The sequence below is a fragment of the Psychromarinibacter sp. S121 genome (assembly GCF_049801035.1).
In the GTDB taxonomy this organism is placed as follows: Bacteria; Pseudomonadota; Alphaproteobacteria; order Rhodobacterales; family Rhodobacteraceae; genus Psychromarinibacter.
Window position 1 is genome coordinate 482,899 of record NZ_JBNAGE010000002.1, and the last position, 14,837, is coordinate 497,735.

Annotated in this window: 13 protein-coding genes; 5 read left to right on the forward strand and 8 right to left on the reverse strand. The window is 64.9% G+C overall.

Features of this window, described 5'->3' with window-relative positions; all coding sequences use genetic code 11:
• Positions 1-77 precede the first annotated feature (77 nt).
• Together ACP156_RS10695 and ACP156_RS10700 are read left to right on the forward strand one after the other, a co-directional pair.
• On the forward strand, positions 78-1,616 hold the full coding sequence (locus ACP156_RS10695) for a DUF2125 domain-containing protein (protein ID WP_425051310.1): 1,539 nt from the start codon (positions 78-80) through the stop codon (positions 1,614-1,616).
• 117 nt (positions 1,617-1,733) lie between these two features.
• Positions 1,734-2,387 carry a peroxiredoxin gene (locus tag ACP156_RS10700; RefSeq protein WP_425051311.1) on the forward strand — a complete coding sequence of 218 codons (654 nt, stop codon included), beginning with the start codon at positions 1,734-1,736 and terminating at the stop codon, positions 2,385-2,387.
• A 69-nt stretch (positions 2,388-2,456) separates the two neighbouring features.
• On the opposite strand, the gene ACP156_RS10705 is transcribed toward ACP156_RS10700, so the two are convergent.
• The 3 genes from ACP156_RS10705 to pnp form a co-directional block, all read right to left on the reverse strand.
• On the reverse strand, positions 2,457-3,041 hold the full coding sequence (locus tag ACP156_RS10705; protein ID WP_425051312.1) for a L,D-transpeptidase: 585 nt from the start codon (positions 3,039-3,041) through the stop codon (positions 2,457-2,459).
• A gap of 203 nt (positions 3,042-3,244) precedes the next feature.
• Positions 3,245-3,985, reverse strand: a complete 741-nt coding sequence (locus ACP156_RS10710) for an SH3 domain-containing protein (protein ID WP_425051313.1) — start codon at positions 3,983-3,985, stop codon at positions 3,245-3,247.
• 570 nt (positions 3,986-4,555) lie between these two features.
• Entirely contained in the window at positions 4,556-6,697 is a 2,142-nt protein-coding gene (pnp, locus tag ACP156_RS10715; RefSeq protein WP_425051314.1) for a polyribonucleotide nucleotidyltransferase, read from the reverse strand.
• A gap of 144 nt (positions 6,698-6,841) precedes the next feature.
• Between pnp and ACP156_RS10720 the strand changes: the two genes are divergently transcribed.
• Entirely contained in the window at positions 6,842-7,150 is a 309-nt protein-coding gene (locus ACP156_RS10720) for an N-(5'-phosphoribosyl)anthranilate isomerase (protein ID WP_425051315.1), read from the forward strand.
• Positions 7,151-7,266: 116 nt separating this feature from the next.
• On the opposite strand, the gene rpsO is transcribed toward ACP156_RS10720, so the two are convergent.
• On the reverse strand, positions 7,267-7,536 hold the full coding sequence (gene rpsO, locus ACP156_RS10725; RefSeq protein WP_425051316.1) for a 30S ribosomal protein S15: 270 nt from the start codon (positions 7,534-7,536) through the stop codon (positions 7,267-7,269).
• A 300-nt stretch (positions 7,537-7,836) separates the two neighbouring features.
• Between rpsO and ACP156_RS10730 the strand changes: the two genes are divergently transcribed.
• Positions 7,837-8,217, forward strand: a complete 381-nt coding sequence (locus ACP156_RS10730; RefSeq protein WP_425051317.1) for a hypothetical protein — start codon at positions 7,837-7,839, stop codon at positions 8,215-8,217.
• A gap of 98 nt (positions 8,218-8,315) precedes the next feature.
• Positions 8,316-9,362, forward strand: coding sequence for a hypothetical protein (locus ACP156_RS10735; protein ID WP_425051318.1), 1,047 nt, complete (start codon positions 8,316-8,318; stop codon positions 9,360-9,362).
• Here ACP156_RS10735 and ACP156_RS10740 read toward each other — a convergent pair.
• The 4 genes from ACP156_RS10740 to ACP156_RS10755 are packed head-to-tail and all read right to left on the reverse strand — an operon-like array spanning position 9,359 to position 14,746.
• Positions 9,359-10,528 (reverse strand): DNA recombination protein RmuC, encoded by a 1,170-nt coding sequence (locus tag ACP156_RS10740; RefSeq protein ID WP_425051319.1) that lies wholly within the window; start codon positions 10,526-10,528, stop codon positions 9,359-9,361. The two genes, ACP156_RS10735 and ACP156_RS10740, sit on opposite strands and share 4 nt — an antisense overlap.
• Positions 10,525-12,426, reverse strand: coding sequence for a DNA mismatch repair endonuclease MutL (gene mutL / locus ACP156_RS10745; RefSeq protein ID WP_425051320.1), 1,902 nt, complete (start codon positions 12,424-12,426; stop codon positions 10,525-10,527). The genes ACP156_RS10740 and mutL overlap by 4 nt, the downstream gene beginning before the upstream one ends.
• A 20-nt stretch (positions 12,427-12,446) precedes the next feature.
• Positions 12,447-13,277: a UPF0280 family protein gene (locus ACP156_RS10750; protein WP_425051321.1), complete on the reverse strand. Its 831-nt coding sequence runs from the start codon at positions 13,275-13,277 to the stop codon at positions 12,447-12,449.
• Positions 13,277-14,746, reverse strand: coding sequence for a 6-hydroxynicotinate reductase (locus ACP156_RS10755; protein WP_425051322.1), 1,470 nt, complete (start codon positions 14,744-14,746; stop codon positions 13,277-13,279). Before ACP156_RS10755 ends, ACP156_RS10750 begins: the two co-directional genes overlap by 1 nt.
• Positions 14,747-14,837 lie beyond the last annotated feature (91 nt).

Consider the following 14,837-nt stretch of genomic DNA (forward strand, 5'->3'; position numbering starts at 1 on the left):
TCGGTATAACAAAGACTTGCGTTTTTCGTGCCGTCGCGTTTCATCGCGGCGGCACGTTCGTTTTGAGGAGATTACGGATGAAACACGCCCCCCTTTCGCTGGCCGCGTTCACGCTGTTCCCGCTGGCCGCCGCCGCCGACGTGACGCCTCAGGATGTCTGGGCCAACATGTCCACCGCGATGAACGCGATGGGCGCGGAAGTCACCGCCGACGTTGCCGAGGATGGCGCGACGATGACCGTCTCGGACATGGTGGCCCGCTTCACGTTTCCGAACGACACCGGCAGCTTCGAGATGCACATGGGCGACATGGTGCTGACCGGCCGCGACGATGGCACCGTCCTGATCGAATTGCCCGCGTCGCAGGACATGACCTTCGGCGGTGAACTGACGGGCGAGGGCGGGTTCAGCGCCACGATGCGGATGGATACGCCGAACTACCTGACCACGGCGACGGGCGAACCCGGTGACGTCACCTATCACTACGAACTCGATGAGTACGATATGACGTTCACCGGCCTCGAACTGACCGGCGACGCCGCCGAGGAGATGGGGACGCCCGGGATCACCGGCACGATGCGGTTCGAGGGCATGAAGGGCTTCTATCGCATCTGGGGCGAGGACGTGGTCCGTATGTCGATGCGCGGCACCATGGAGACCGGCGCATTCGACATGGGCTTTTCCTTCACCTCGCCGGATGGCGATACGGTCACGCAGACCAACACCGCTACGATGGGCGCGATGGAAAGCTCGGCCGAGGTTGCGATCCCGCAGGGCACCTCTGTCATGGCGCTTGGGCAGGCGCTGCGCGACGGCCTTATGGTCAGCTACGAGTACCGCCTTGAAAGTCAGGAGTCCCGGCAAGAGCAGACGATGAACGGCGAGCCGATGGGGTCGCAAAGCGCGGTCTACGGCATGACCGACGGCTCGCTTGGCTTCAGCGCCGACGGCCTGAACCTGACCGGTCGAGTCGAAGGCTACGAGATGGAGATGTTCCAGCCGATGATCGTACCAATGCCGCTTCAGTTCGCGATCGCAGCGGCCGACGGCAGCATGTCGATGCCCGTGCTGAGCAGCGAAGAGGCGGTGGATTCGCATGTCCGGCTCAATTTCGAAGGCCTGACCATCGGCGACTCCCTGTGGGGTATGTTCGATCCGGCCGGTCAGTTGCCGCGTGACCCGGCGCAGCTTGTCGTCGACATGACCGCCAAGGTGAAACTGCTGTTCGACATGGTCGACTACGAACAACTCGTGGCGTTGGAAGACTCTGACGAAGTGCCGGCAGAAGTGTCCGAGGTGGGCATTTCCGAAATTCGCCTGAACGCCGTTGGCGCCGACCTGATGGCGACCGGGGGCTTCACGCTGGACAACTCCGATCTCGAGACCTTCGGCGGTTTCCCTGCCACGGATGGTGCGGCCACGGTAACGTTGAAAGGTTTCGACGCGCTGCTGGACACGTTGATCGGCATGGGGCTGGTGCCCGAGGATCAGGCCGGCATGGCGCGGATGATGCTGGGCGGCTTCGCGCAGAAGGATGACGAGGGGACCTATTCCTCGGAGATCGTGATCGACGGCGAGACCGGGCAGATCAGCGCCAACGGTCAGCGTATCCGCTAGCGACAAAGCGGCGCGCGGGGTTGCCGCTCCGCGCCCATCGGATCATGTAGAAGGCGCGGGCCGATTGCCCGCGCCGAAATTTTTCGCCCCGTTCAGGGGTTACGAAAGGGAGATGTCATGGGACTTCGCATCAACGACACCGTGCCGGATTTCAAGGCCGACACCAGCCAGGGTCAGATCAGCTTTCACGACTGGATCGGCGACAGCTGGGCGATCCTGTTCTCGCACCCGAAGGATTTCACCCCCGTCTGCACCACCGAGTTCGGCGCTGTCGCGCAGTTGTCCGATGAATGGGCCAAGCGCGGCACGAAGGTGATCGGCATCTCGGTCGACGGGGTCGAGGACCACAAGAAATGGATCGGCGACATCGAAAGCTATGCGTCCTCGGACGTGGGCTTTCCGATCATCGCGGACACCGATCTGGCTGTCGCCAAGGCCTTCGACATGCTGCCGGCGGAATACTATCTGCCGGACGGCGCGACGCCTGCCGACAGCGCCACCGTGCGTTCCGTCTTCATCATCGGCCCGGACAAGAAGCTTAAGCTGTCGATGACCTATCCGATGAACGTCGGCCGTAACTTCGCCGAGGTGCTGCGCGCTCTGGACGGTTTGCAGACCGCCGCGAAAGAGACCATCGCGACCCCGGCCAACTGGGAAGTCGGTCAGGACGTGATCATCCCGACCTCTGTTTCGAACGACGACGCCAAGGCCAAGTACGGCGATTTCGAAACCGTGTTCCCGTACCTCCGCAAGGCCAAGCTGCCGTCGTAAAGGGTACGACCCGAACAAAAGAAGGCCCCGTCCATTCGGCGGGGCCTTTTTCATTCACGACTGCACGGTTTACGCGGTGGGAGCCATCTTCGGATGCAGCACCACCTTGGTGTCTTCCGCGACGCGGTCGTACAGGTGCGCGACGTGGCTGTTCACCAGCCGCACGCAACCGTTCGAAATCGCCTGCGCCACTGTCCAGGGTTGCGGCGTACCGTGGATGCGCAGCGCGGTGTCGTAGCCGTTGGCGTTGTAGAGATACAGCGCGCGCGCGCCCAGCGGGTTGTCCGGGCCGCCCGGCATGCCGTCTTCGTACTTGGCATAGCTCGCCGGATCGCGCTCGATCATGTCCGGGGTGGGTGTCCATGTCGGCCATTCGGCTTTCCGGCCAACGGTGAAGGTGCCGGACTCGTAAAGGCTGTCGCGACCGACGCCCACGACATAGCGCAGCGCCTCTCCGTCGCCTTCGGTCAGGTACAGGTAATAGCGGTTCGGATCGACGTGGATTTCACCTGCCGGATAGTCCTTGGACACGCGCACGCGCATCGGCATGTGTTCCTGCGGAACGGTGTAGGTCTCCTGCGCAAGGGCAGGGGCGGTGGCCAGCGCGGCAAGGGTGGCCGAACCGCTGGTGAGGAAAGTGCGACGGGAAACCATTATGGATCCTTTCTTTGGGTACCCCGCGCAGGGTCGCGGGAATGCTCGTGTTCCTTGCTCTGTCCGGGGAAGAACGCGGAACCCTTGGAAAAGGTTCAAAAATGCTTTCGTGGCCCATCCCAGGCATCGGGCCAAGACATGGAAAGGCCGCCCCCGAACGCTGTCTGGGGCGGCCATGAAAGACCGGGTTGAACGGCTTCGGATCAGTTCTGATCGAGGTAAATCAACTCGATCCGCGACGCGTGCATCCAGCCTTCGGTTCCGCCGTAAGTCCGGACTTCCCACCAGTCCTGATTGGTCGGGATCGCCTGCATGTCCAGTTCGTCGACATAGACGCGGCCGACGATCGGATAATTCGTGCCGGGGCCGCTGCGGATGTTGGTGTAGCCGTCGGGATCGACCACGACGGCATCCATGTACTCGCCATAGCCCTGCTCTTCCTCGTAGTACTCTTCGCTCTGCTGATAGAGGCTGGAGCATAGGACATAGGCGCCGCCGCCGTACAGGCTGTCGATCTGGACGCCATAGCCAGAGGGCGACAGTTCCAGTGCCCATGCTTGCAGAAGACCGACCGACGCCTGCGTGCGCAGTTCAAGGAAAGTGCCGGGGCTGGTGCCGGGGCCGCGCTGGAAATAGCGGGACCAGTCCGGAACGCTTACGTCTTCGTCAAAGGCGCAGATTGTGTCGAAGGTCACACCGTTGATGGTCAGTCCGCCGCGGTTGAAGGGGATGCAACTGCTGCTGTCCTCGTACCGGGTGGCGGACAGGTTCAGGATACCGCCGGTCGCCATGTCCGCGATGGTCTCTGCCGCGTCGGGCTCGGAATAGCACTGGATGAAATCAATGACGGCTTGCTGCACGTCCTGCGCCTGCGCGGCGCCCGAGGCGGTAAGCGTCGCTGCGAAAAGAAGGCCGGTCAGCGGCCGCTTGAACGGATGTGTCACGGTACAGGTCTCTTTACAGTTGCGGTGGTAAGAAGGTGAGGGGGCGCCCGGCCAAGACTTCCGGGCGGTTTTGGTCGATTTGGCGTTCCGGCCGGTCATTTGGGCCGATCAGGCTATACAGCGGGAGTCGGGTTTATAATCCGTTGATTCAGATGTTTCCAAATTTAAGATTCCGTATTCTTGCATTAATGCTTGTTGCGGGTCGTATTCGGTCTGAATTTACTTTCTCAGCGCGGAGAGTTTGTTAGGTTTCATCAATCAGCGCCGGAAAGAATGGTCTGCCTTGCCCTCGTATAGCTGGAATGCTTCGGAACGCAGGGCCGGATAAAGGCCAGTTCCGGAAACCGATCAAGATTCACCGTACGGAAACCTGCGATCATGGTTTACGAATGCTTATTAAGTTAGCAGAAATACTGTCGTGAAAACGGGTGTATTTCATATTCGTGACAGGCTCATGCTTTTGGGGCGCAAATTACGACGCGCCAAGCCGGTCTTGCCAGGCGCGACACCCGGAAACGAAAAAGGCCCCGGACGATGCCGGGGCCTTTCGATCTGTGAAGAAGTCGCGCCTTAGTCGGCGGCTTCTTCCTTTTTCTCTTCCGCGATCTCTTCGCCGGTGTCCTGATCGACGACCTTCATCGACAGGCGAACCTTGCCGCGATCGTCGAAGCCCAGAAGCTTGACCCAGACTTCCTGGCCTTCCTTCAGAACGTCCGACGGATGGTTCAGGCGCTTGGGCAGGATCTGCGACACGTGGACAAGACCGTCCCGCTTACCGAAGAAGTTCACGAAGGCGCCGAAATCGACGATCTTCACGACCTTGCCCTTGTAGACCTTGCCCTCTTCCGGCTCTGCCACGATCGAGTAGATCATGTCATAGGCCTTCTGGATGGCTTCACCGTTCGGCGAGGCGATCTTGATCACGCCGTCGTCGTTGATGTCGACCTTGGCGCCGGACACTTCCACGATCTCGCGGATGACCTTGCCGCCCGACCCGATGACTTCGCGGATCTTGTCCTGCGGAACAGTCATCGTCTCGATGCGCGGAGCGTGCTCGGAGAAGCCCGAAGCCTCGCTCAGGGTCTTGGCCATCTCGCCGAGGATGTGCATCCGGCCCTCTTTGGCCTGCGCCAGGGCTTTCTCCATGATCTCGGGTGTGATGCCCGCGACCTTGATGTCCATCTGCAGCGAGGTGATGCCGTTCTCGGTACCGGCCACTTTGAAGTCCATGTCGCCGAGGTGATCCTCGTCGCCAAGGATGTCGGTCAGGATGGCGTAAGAGCCGTCTTCTTCCAGCACGAGGCCCATGGCCACACCAGCCACCGGAGCCTTCAGCGGAACGCCCGCATCCATCATCGACAGCGAACCACCGCAGACCGACGCCATCGAGGACGAGCCGTTGGACTCGGTGATCTCGGACACGACGCGGATGGTGTAGGGGAAGTCGGTCGCGGCAGGCAGAACGGCCTGCAGGGCGCGCCATGCCAGCTTGCCATGGCCGATCTCGCGGCGACCCGGCGAACCCACGCGGCCCACTTCACCGACCGAGTACGGGGGGAAGTTGTAGTGCAGCAGGAAGTTCGACTTGTAGGTGCCGTTCAGCGCGTCGATCATCTGCTCGTCGTCGCCGGTGCCGAGCGTGGTGACCACAAGGCCCTGCGTCTCGCCACGGGTGAACAGGGCCGAGCCGTGGGTCCGCGGCAGCAGGCCGGTTTCACACACGATCGGGCGCACCTCGTCGGTGGCGCGGCCGTCGATGCGGCGGCCGTTTTTCACGACATCGCCACGCAGAACGCCGGATTCCAGCTTCTTCAGCGCCGAGCCAAGGTTCTCGTCCGACTGCTGCTCTTCCGTCAGCGCGGCGATGATCTCTTCCTTGACGGCGGCAACGGTGTTGGTCCGTTCCTGCTTGTCGGTGATCGCGTAGGCGGCGCGCATCTTCTCTTCGCCGGCAGCCTTCACCGCGCCGTACAGAGCGGAGTAATCGGGCGGCTGGAAGTCGAAGGGCTCTTTCGCGGCGTCTTCGGCCAGCGCGATGATCAGGTCGATGACCGGCTGGATCTGCTCGTGCGCGAAGGTCACGGCGCCCAGCATTTCGGCCTCGGTCAGCTCGTAGGCTTCCGATTCCACCATCATCACGGCGTCCTTGGTGCCGGCGACGACGAGGTCCAGACGCTGGTCCGGGTTCTCACGCAGCTTGTGCATGTCGTCGACTTCCGGGTTCAGGATGTATTCGCCATCCTCGTAACCCACGCGGGCACCGGCGATCGGGCCCATGAAGGGCGCGCCAGAGATCGTCAGCGCGGCCGAGGCGGCGATCATCGCGACGATGTCGGGGTCGTTGACCAGATCGTGCGACAGCACGGTGCACATCACCAGAACTTCGTTCTTGAAGCCGGGGACGAACAGCGGACGGATCGGACGGTCGATCAGGCGGGCGGTCAGCGTTTCCTTCTCGGTCGGCCGCGCCTCGCGCTTGAAGAAGCCGCCCGGGACTTTACCGGCGGCGTAGTATTTTTCCTGATAGTGGACGGTCAGGGGGAAGAAGTCCTGCCCTTCCTTCTGTTTCTTGGCGAACGTGACGTTCGCCATGACCGACGTCTCGCCCAGGGTGGCGATAACGGTGCCGTCGGCCTGACGGGCAATCTTGCCCGTTTCCAGCGTGAGCGTTTCCTCGCCCCACTGCATCGATTTCTTCGTAACGTTGAACATATGCGTATCCTATGAGGGAGCCCTCCCAGGCGTATCCCGGGTCTCCCGTTTGATTGGCGGCCCCATTGCCGCCGTCCCCTGTCATCCATTTCGCGTGCCGGGGACTGGTGCACATCGTCTCAGATGCGCGGGCCATACAGGAGAATGGCACATTTTGAAACCGGTTTCTCTGACGGTACGTCGCCTGTTCAGGATTTGTTAAGTCTGTCGGGACGAGGATGCGGCATGGTTGTTCCGTCTCACAGTCGCCCCGAGGAATGGATCGCGCTCGTCTTCTCCGCAAAGGCGGTCGAGAAGGGCGGGGTGGTCCGGCGCTCGGTCGCGTGGGTCGAAAACGAGATCGGCCGGGCACGCTTCGTGGCCGAAGTGCAGGCGCGCGGCTTTCATCTTCTGGAGGCGGGCGGACAGTTCATCGTGATCTGCAGCCACGCCCCGATACGCCGGCTTGTGTGACGCCAGGCGGGCGTGAATTTTCGGCGAAAATTCGGGACCCGAGATGCGGGACCCTGAAAACTCAAACGCCCGCGCGGCGGACCGTGCGGGCGTCGAAGATCGGGCTGGGCCGTCGCTTAGCGGCGGATGCCGAGGCGCTGGATCAGGTCCTGGTAGCGCTTCTCGTCCTTCGCCTTCGTGTAGTCCAGCAGCTTGCGGCGCTGGGCCACCAGCTTCAGAAGGCCACGACGCGAGTGGTTGTCCTTCTTGTGGGTCTTGAAGTGCTCGGTCAGGGTCGAGATGCGGCTGGTCAGGATCGCAACCTGGACTTCCGGCGAACCGGTATCACCGTCCTTGGTGGCGAATTCCTTCATCAGGCGGGTCTTTTCTTCGACAGTAATCGACATCGGGGTCTCCTTTCGGATTGATGGCGCAAGCCGGGATGTCGTCCAGCAAGGCCCGTGGAGAGAATCCGCCCGGATCGTCCGAACGGAAGCCGCGCGTATAGAGGATCGCCTTCGCTTTGCAAAGTGCGAATCTCACGGCGCTGTCTTCAGCGTTTCCCGGAAGCGGTCAATCCAGCCATCACGGTGGGACAGTGGCGCGTGCATGTCCCGTGCTTGACGAAATCGGGCAGAACTTTGTCGAAGTCATGGCGAAACGGTACCGTTCCGATGCTGCTGTCACGAGAATTCGGGGTTACGGGTATGATGAGTCTCGCATTGCTGCTGGGCATGATGTTGTTGGGCATGTCGCTTGACGCGTTGTCCAATGACGACGAACCGGCTTCCGAGGATGAAGAGGTCGCCAACGGCGACTCTGGCGACACGCCGGTGACGGACGTCGCGGCGCTGGTGGGCGACCAAGAGGACGCCGCCGCCGGGGACTCGGTGTTGATCGAGGAATTCGATGCAGAGCAGGACGTGGTCGTCGTAGAGGTCGCCGGCGGCTCCACCGACCCCGATGTCACGGTCGAAGACGACAACGGCACCTCCGTGCTCGCGCTCGACGGGGCCGAGGTCGCGCGGGTGCAGGCGGTGAACGGCGCATTGACCGCCGACGCGGTGCGGCTCGTCGAAGCCGGTTGATCGCGGGCCGTTAACTTCAAACCCAAAAGGTAATTGCGACTCTTCCTTCAGGTCTGGTCCTTACAACGCACGTGGGGGACACGGCCGGAGGTGGGATTTTGCTTGCCGCTTTGCTTTTGCTCGGGCTGCTGCCGTTCGCAGCGATGCCGATCCTTGAAACCGGGTTCGGCGGGGGGAATTCCCCTGAACGGGACCCGGACCCAGACACCCCGAACGGAACGGAAGACACCCCGCTGGACGAGGTGGCCAGTGACGCCGAAGACGACTTCGCTGGCGGCACGCGTCACGCGGTGCCGCCGGGCCCGGGCGCGCATGCCTTCCCGGATTTCCGGCCGGGAGAGGACAGCGTCCTGCTGGACATGACGGATGTCGGCGACGACCTGTTCTTCGACACCGCAAGCCTGCCGGACGGGGCCAGGCTTTCCATCGCCTTCGACGACGACGAGGTCATGACGCTGGATTTCCCCGGGCTTCAGGACGTCCCGGTTGCGGACATATTCCTTTCCGTCTCGGACGGGTCGGGCGACGATCCCTACCAGATCAGCCTCGGGGACGCGGCCGAGATCCTTGGCGACGGCGTGCTTGATCCGACCGACCCGGACACCCCGGACGCCCCCGGCCCGGACGGCGAGGCTGATGTGACCGACCCGGTCGACCCAGAGACGCCGGACACACCCGGCCCAGAGGTAGACGGCCCGGTTATCGACCCCGTAGACCCGGACATCGCCGATGATCCTGACACTGCCTCGGACCCGCTTGACCCCGTGGACCCCGATGCGCCCGACACGCCGGGGCCCGAGGTGACGGGCCCGGTGCTGGACCCGGTCGACCCTGAAACGCCCGACGTTCCCGGGCCGGCGGGATCGGGCGATGTCATCGACCCGGTCGATCCCGATGCCGAAAGCGGCTGGCTGGACGGGTCCGCCGCCGCACCGGCCGAGGTTACAAGCTTCAGCCCGGGGGAAGAACTGCTGCGCGTGCAGGTCGGGGAAGGCTGGGCGCTGGACGGTCCGCCCTTGGTGCAGGTGACGCCATCCGATGACGGGCAGGACGCCGAAGTGTCGCTGAACGGTACGCGCGTTGCAGTGCTCAAGGGCGCGCCGTTCGCGACTGCGTCGGATATCCGGCTGGACCTTACGCCCTAGCCCTGCCGCGGCAGAGGCACCACCGCGCGGTCGCGGTCCGGTTCCAGCTCTTCGAAGTCGAAGTTGTCCAGCTTCGCCGCCCGCTTGCCCGCCCGCTCGGCGGCGGTGCCGATACCCTCGACATCCTCGCGGGCCTGCCGGAAGTGGGTTTCTAGCTTGCCGGCGCGTTGCAGAACCAGTTCCACGTCGCGGTGCAGCAGCCGAAGCGTCTGCCGGATCGCCCCGGCCTGCGCCCGCATCCGCGCGTCCTTGAGGATCGCGCGCATCGTGTTCAGCGTGGCCATGCAGGTGGTCGGCGACACGATCCAAACCCGCGCGTCGAACCCCTCGCGCACCAGTTCGGGGAAGTTCGCGTGCAACTCGGCATAGACCGCCTCGGACGGCAGGAACATCAGCGCACCATCCGCCGTCTCGCCGTCGAGGATGTATTTCTCCGAGATCGCCCGCAGGTGCGCACGGACGGCGGTGCGCATCTGTCGCTGCGCCTCGGCCAGCGCCGCCTTGTCCTCGGCGGCACGCAAGCGCTCGTAGGCTTCCAGCGGAAACTTGGCGTCAATCACGATGGGGCCGGGCGGTTCCGGCAGGTGGATCAGGCAATCCGCGCGCCGTCCATTCGACAGCGTGGCCTGCAGCGTATAGCTGTCCGAGGGCAGCGCCTTGCCGACGATATCGTTCAGCTGGATTTCCCCGAACGCCCCGCGCGTCTGCTTGTTCGACAGGATGTCCTGCAAAGACAGCACGTCGCCCGACAGACGCGTGATGTTCTCTTGCGCCTTGTCGATCGCTTCCAGCCGCTCTTGCAATGCACCCAGCGACCGGGCCGTGCGTGTAGCCGACCCTTGCAGCGCCTCGCCCGTCACCCGGCTGACCTCGGCCAGCCGCTGTTCCATCAACTGCAGCGTTTGCGCCTGCTGCATCGCCTGCGCTTCCGAGACCGAGTTCAGCCCGCCGAACAGTTGCTGTTGCCCGTCCGACAGCATCTGCACCCGCTGGCCAAGGCCCGCCATATGGGCCGACACCTTCTCGGCCGCCGCCGCAGAACGGCCAGCGCGGCGGATCGAGACCATCAGCAGTAGAACCAGCAACAGAAGAAATGCGCCGCCACCAAGCGCGGCCCAAACAATCGGGTCTTCCAGCGAATAGGCGACGCCGCCGATCTCGATCATGTCCGCCCGAACAGCCGTTCGATGTCGGACAGCTTCAGTTCCACGTAGGTCGGACGCCCGTGGTTGCACTGACCGGAATGCGGCGTCGCTTCCATCTCGCGCAGCAGGGCGTTCATCTCGTCGCCGGTCATCCGGCGGCCCGAGCGGACCGAGCCGTGACAGGCGACGCGGGACAGCACCGCCTCGATCCGGTCCTTCACGGTCTGGCTGTCGCCCATGTCGGCAAGCTCGTCGACTATGTCGCGCAGCATGGCGGCCGCGTCGACCTGCCCAAGGATCGCGGGCGTTTCGCGCACCGCCACGGCACCGGCGCCGAAAGGTTCGATGGTCAGGCCCAGCCGTTGCAGGTCATCGGCTATGTCGAGAAGGGCCGCGGCGTCGCCGTCCGACAATTCGACCACTTCGGGGATCAGAAGCGCCTGCGCGGCGACGCCGTTCTCCGCCATCTGGCGTTTCAACTTTTCGTAGACCAGCCGTTCATGCGCCGCGTGCTGGTCGACGATGACCATGCCGTCATCGGTCTGGGCGATGATGTAGTTCTGGTGAACCTGACCCCGCGCCGCGCCCAACGGCAGATGCGCCGGTGCGATCTCGGGCGCGTCATCTTCGACCACGGGATCGACCCGCGCCTGTCGCGCCCCGGTTTCCGCGAAGCCGTACTGGGGCGGCGTGACGGGCGGAGCCTGCCACGACCGCGCTTCTGCCAACGCCCGGGACGAGGCGTATTGCGGCGCAGCGTAGCCGCGCGCGCGATCCATCTGATAGACGCGGGGTTCCGACCCTTCCGCCGGCTCGGGCCGCATCGCGCCCAGCGTCGCGCCCGCCACGGTGGTCGAGGCGCGGTGCCCGGCCTCTGCCAGCGCATGCCGCAGGCCCGACACGATCAGCCCGCGCGCCATGCCGGGCTCGCGGAACCGCACCTCGGATTTCGCGGGGTGGACGTTCACATCGACAAGGTGCGGATCGCATTCGATGAACAGCACCGCCGCCGGGTGCCGGTCGCGCGAGAGGTAATCGGAATAGGCGGCCCGCAGCGCGCCCAGCAGCATCTTGTCCCGCACCGGGCGTCCGTTGACGAACAGATACTGCGCCACGGCGGACCCGCGTGAATAGGTCGGCAGCGCGGCATATCCCGACAGCGCCAGCCCGCTCCGGTCGGCGCCGATGCGCAGCGCGTTCTCGGCGAACTCGGCGCCAAGGATGCGGCCAAGCCGACCGTGCAGCGCGTCGAACAGATCGCCGGTTTCCGGATCGGCGCGGAAGGTGGTGCGGCCCTCGCCGCCGCCGGTCACGTCGCGCAGGGTGAAGCCGACGTATGGCTCGGCCATCGCCAGCCGTTTGATGACGTCACTTACCGCCTGGCTTTCGGCGCGGTCGCTGCGCATGAACTTCAGTCGGGCGGGCGTTGCGAAGAAGATGTCTCGCAGTTCGACCACGGTGCCCCGGTTCAGCGCGGCGGGCTTCACCGGGTCCAGACGGCTGCCGGATACCGCGATGGTCGCGGCCTCGGATCCCGAACGCGAGGTGATAGTCAGCCGTCCGACCGCGCCAAGCGAGGGCAGCGCCTCGCCCCGGAACCCGAAGCTGTGGATGTTCAGCAGGTCGCTTCCGTCGATCTTCGACGTGGCATGCCGCGACAGGGCCAGCGGCAGTTCGTCCGCGGGGATGCCGTGCCCGTCGTCGGTGACGCGGATCAGCGTCTTGCCGCCATCGGCTATGGCGACGTCGATCCGGCTTGCGCCCGCGTCCAGCGCGTTCTCGACCAGTTCCTTCACAGCCGAGGCCGGACGTTCCACGACTTCGCCCGCCGCGATGCGGTTGATGGCCGCCTCGTCAAGCTGACGGATCGGGCTGCGGACAGTTTCCGCCGGGTCTATCTTGGGGTGCGCGCTGGACATGCCACAAGGGATAGCATGGCTCAGCGCGATTCTGCCACGGGGAAAAGCGCGCCGGTGGCCCGTGTGTCGCCCCCGAGCACCAATAGCGCGGCGACGATCAGGCCGCGCGCGCGGTAGCTTTCGGCGACGGCGACGCCACGGCTCAACGCCATGGCGCGTTCGGCGTCGGTCAGGGGCAGGACATCCACCGTCACCGGGCGCGGACCAAGGTCACTGTCGGGCGACAGGGTGTCCGCCGGGGTGCGCAGAATGCCGGGATGGCCGGGCAGGTCGACGGCACTCGCGATCAGCGTTGCCGCGGCGTCGGCCTGCGCGGCGCTGGCGGCAAGAACAGTCACGCTGTCCGCGATGCCAAGCGAGTGGCTGCGCCCCCGCCAGCCTGAGGTCGCCAGCCCCCGCACCGGACCCTCGAACGGCAGGTCGATCGTCGCCGGGACCGGACCCGCCAGAACGGCGCTCGCGCTTTCGCCCTCGGTCAAATGGAACGCGATGTCGCCGCCGTTGTTGGCATGCGCCTTCGTCACGCCGTCGATCGCCATGGCCGCCACGATCTCGTCGGCGACCGAGCCAGCGACGGCGGCCATGGGGGTGACGAACAGCGGTGCGAAAGGGGCGGTGGCGGCAAGCATTCGTCGGGCGATGGGGCCTTCGATGCCGGGCTTTTCCGTGATGGGCGTCCGCAGCATCGGCAGTTCCGTGGCCAGATCCTCCAGCACCCCGTCGAACCGCTTCGCTGCGCAGCGAAGCGCGTCGTCGCGGGCTGGGCCAGAGGCGTCGGCGATGATGTCGATGGGGCCATGATGCAGGTGCAGCCGCCCATCGGGCAGCATCGCAGCGGACGCGCGTTCCATCAGGGGCGACCCGTGCCTTTCGTCGCCGCGCCGTATTCGCCACCGGTGGCAAGGATGTCTTCGAGGCTTCGGATCGACCCCTCGTGCCCGCCCATCGCGGCATAGTCGTCGCGGCGCAGCGTGAACTCCAGCGGTGCGACCAACGCAGGCGTCGGGACCGAACCGAAGGCCCGCGCCGGCAGCGTCGTGACGTCGACCATCATCGTTATGCCGCCCCCCGGCCAGACATAGACCGGAGCGCCGCCACTGGTGACTGTGGTCTTCAGCGCCTGCACCGAGCGCGTCAGTTGCACCGGATTGCGCGTCACCCCGGCGCGCAAAGACCCGCCCGCGCCGCCCATGAACATAACGGTGCACAGCGCGGGTTCGCAGTTCTCTTCGATCAGATCGACCGTCGGCTTCAGCGCGGCTGGCAATGGCGCGGGCTCTGGGATGAGATCGTCGTTCAACACGTAATAGCCGTACTGCTCGCCCGTGGTGGACACCATCAGAAGCGTCAGACCCGGTCGCGCGCCCTTCTCCGGACGCCACGGACCAAGAATGGTCAGCGGGTCCTCGATATCGGTGCCGCCCCAGCCCAACCCCGGCTCGGCCACCTGGAAATACCGGCCGGGCGTAGACCTGCGGCCCTTGATGCGGATGCCGGTGTCGGGCCAATCGATCACCTTGCCCGCCTGATGCTCGCTGACGACGCCGGTGATGTGATCGTCCACGACGACCACCTCGTCCACCAGCCCCTGCCACTGGTCGGCGAACATGCCGATGGTCGCGGAGCCGCAGCCGACGCGCATCCGCTCTTCGCGCTGGCCGTCGACGATGGGCGGCTGTCCGGCCTGCACGACAACCTCGGCCCCGGTGTCGACGCTTAGCGTCACCGCCTCGCCATTGCACAGCGCCAGCATCGCCTCGCAGGTCGCACGGCCTTCGGATTTTGACCCGCCGGTCAGATGGTCGACACCGCCAAGGGACAGCATCTGGCTACCGTATTCGGCGGTGGTGACATGGCCGATGACCTCGCCCCCGGCGCGGACGGCGGCGGCTTCGGGGCCAAGGTGGCGGTCGGTGTCGATCTTCACCTTCACGCCGCAATAGCTGAAGATCGCCTCGGTCACGACGGTGACGAAATCGGCGCCGTCGATCTGGCGCGACACAAGGAACGGCGCGGGCTTGTAGTCGGGATAGGTCGTGCCCGCACCGATGGCCGTGGGGAACAGCTCGGCGTCGGGGGCGATCGTGCCGTCCCAGTCGCGGGCTAGGAAGGGGACAAGGTCCTCTCCGGCGGCAAGTCGGCTGTCGAGGATCGTCAGCGGATCGCAGCGAATGATCCGCCCGTTCTCGTTGGCATAACGGTCGCAGGCCCCGGCGCGGCCCTCGGCGATATAGCACATCACCGGGCACGCATCGCAGCGGATCTTGTCCGGTTTGGTGCGAGGCGTCTCGCCGGTCGAGGTATCGGCGCGGGTGGTCATGTGGCGAGTGAGGGGAATAGGGCAGCCCCCGGCCGCGGGTGGGGGTGAAGCCCCCGCCCGGGGGGGCGGTCGGGGGCTGCCCGGCGGTGCC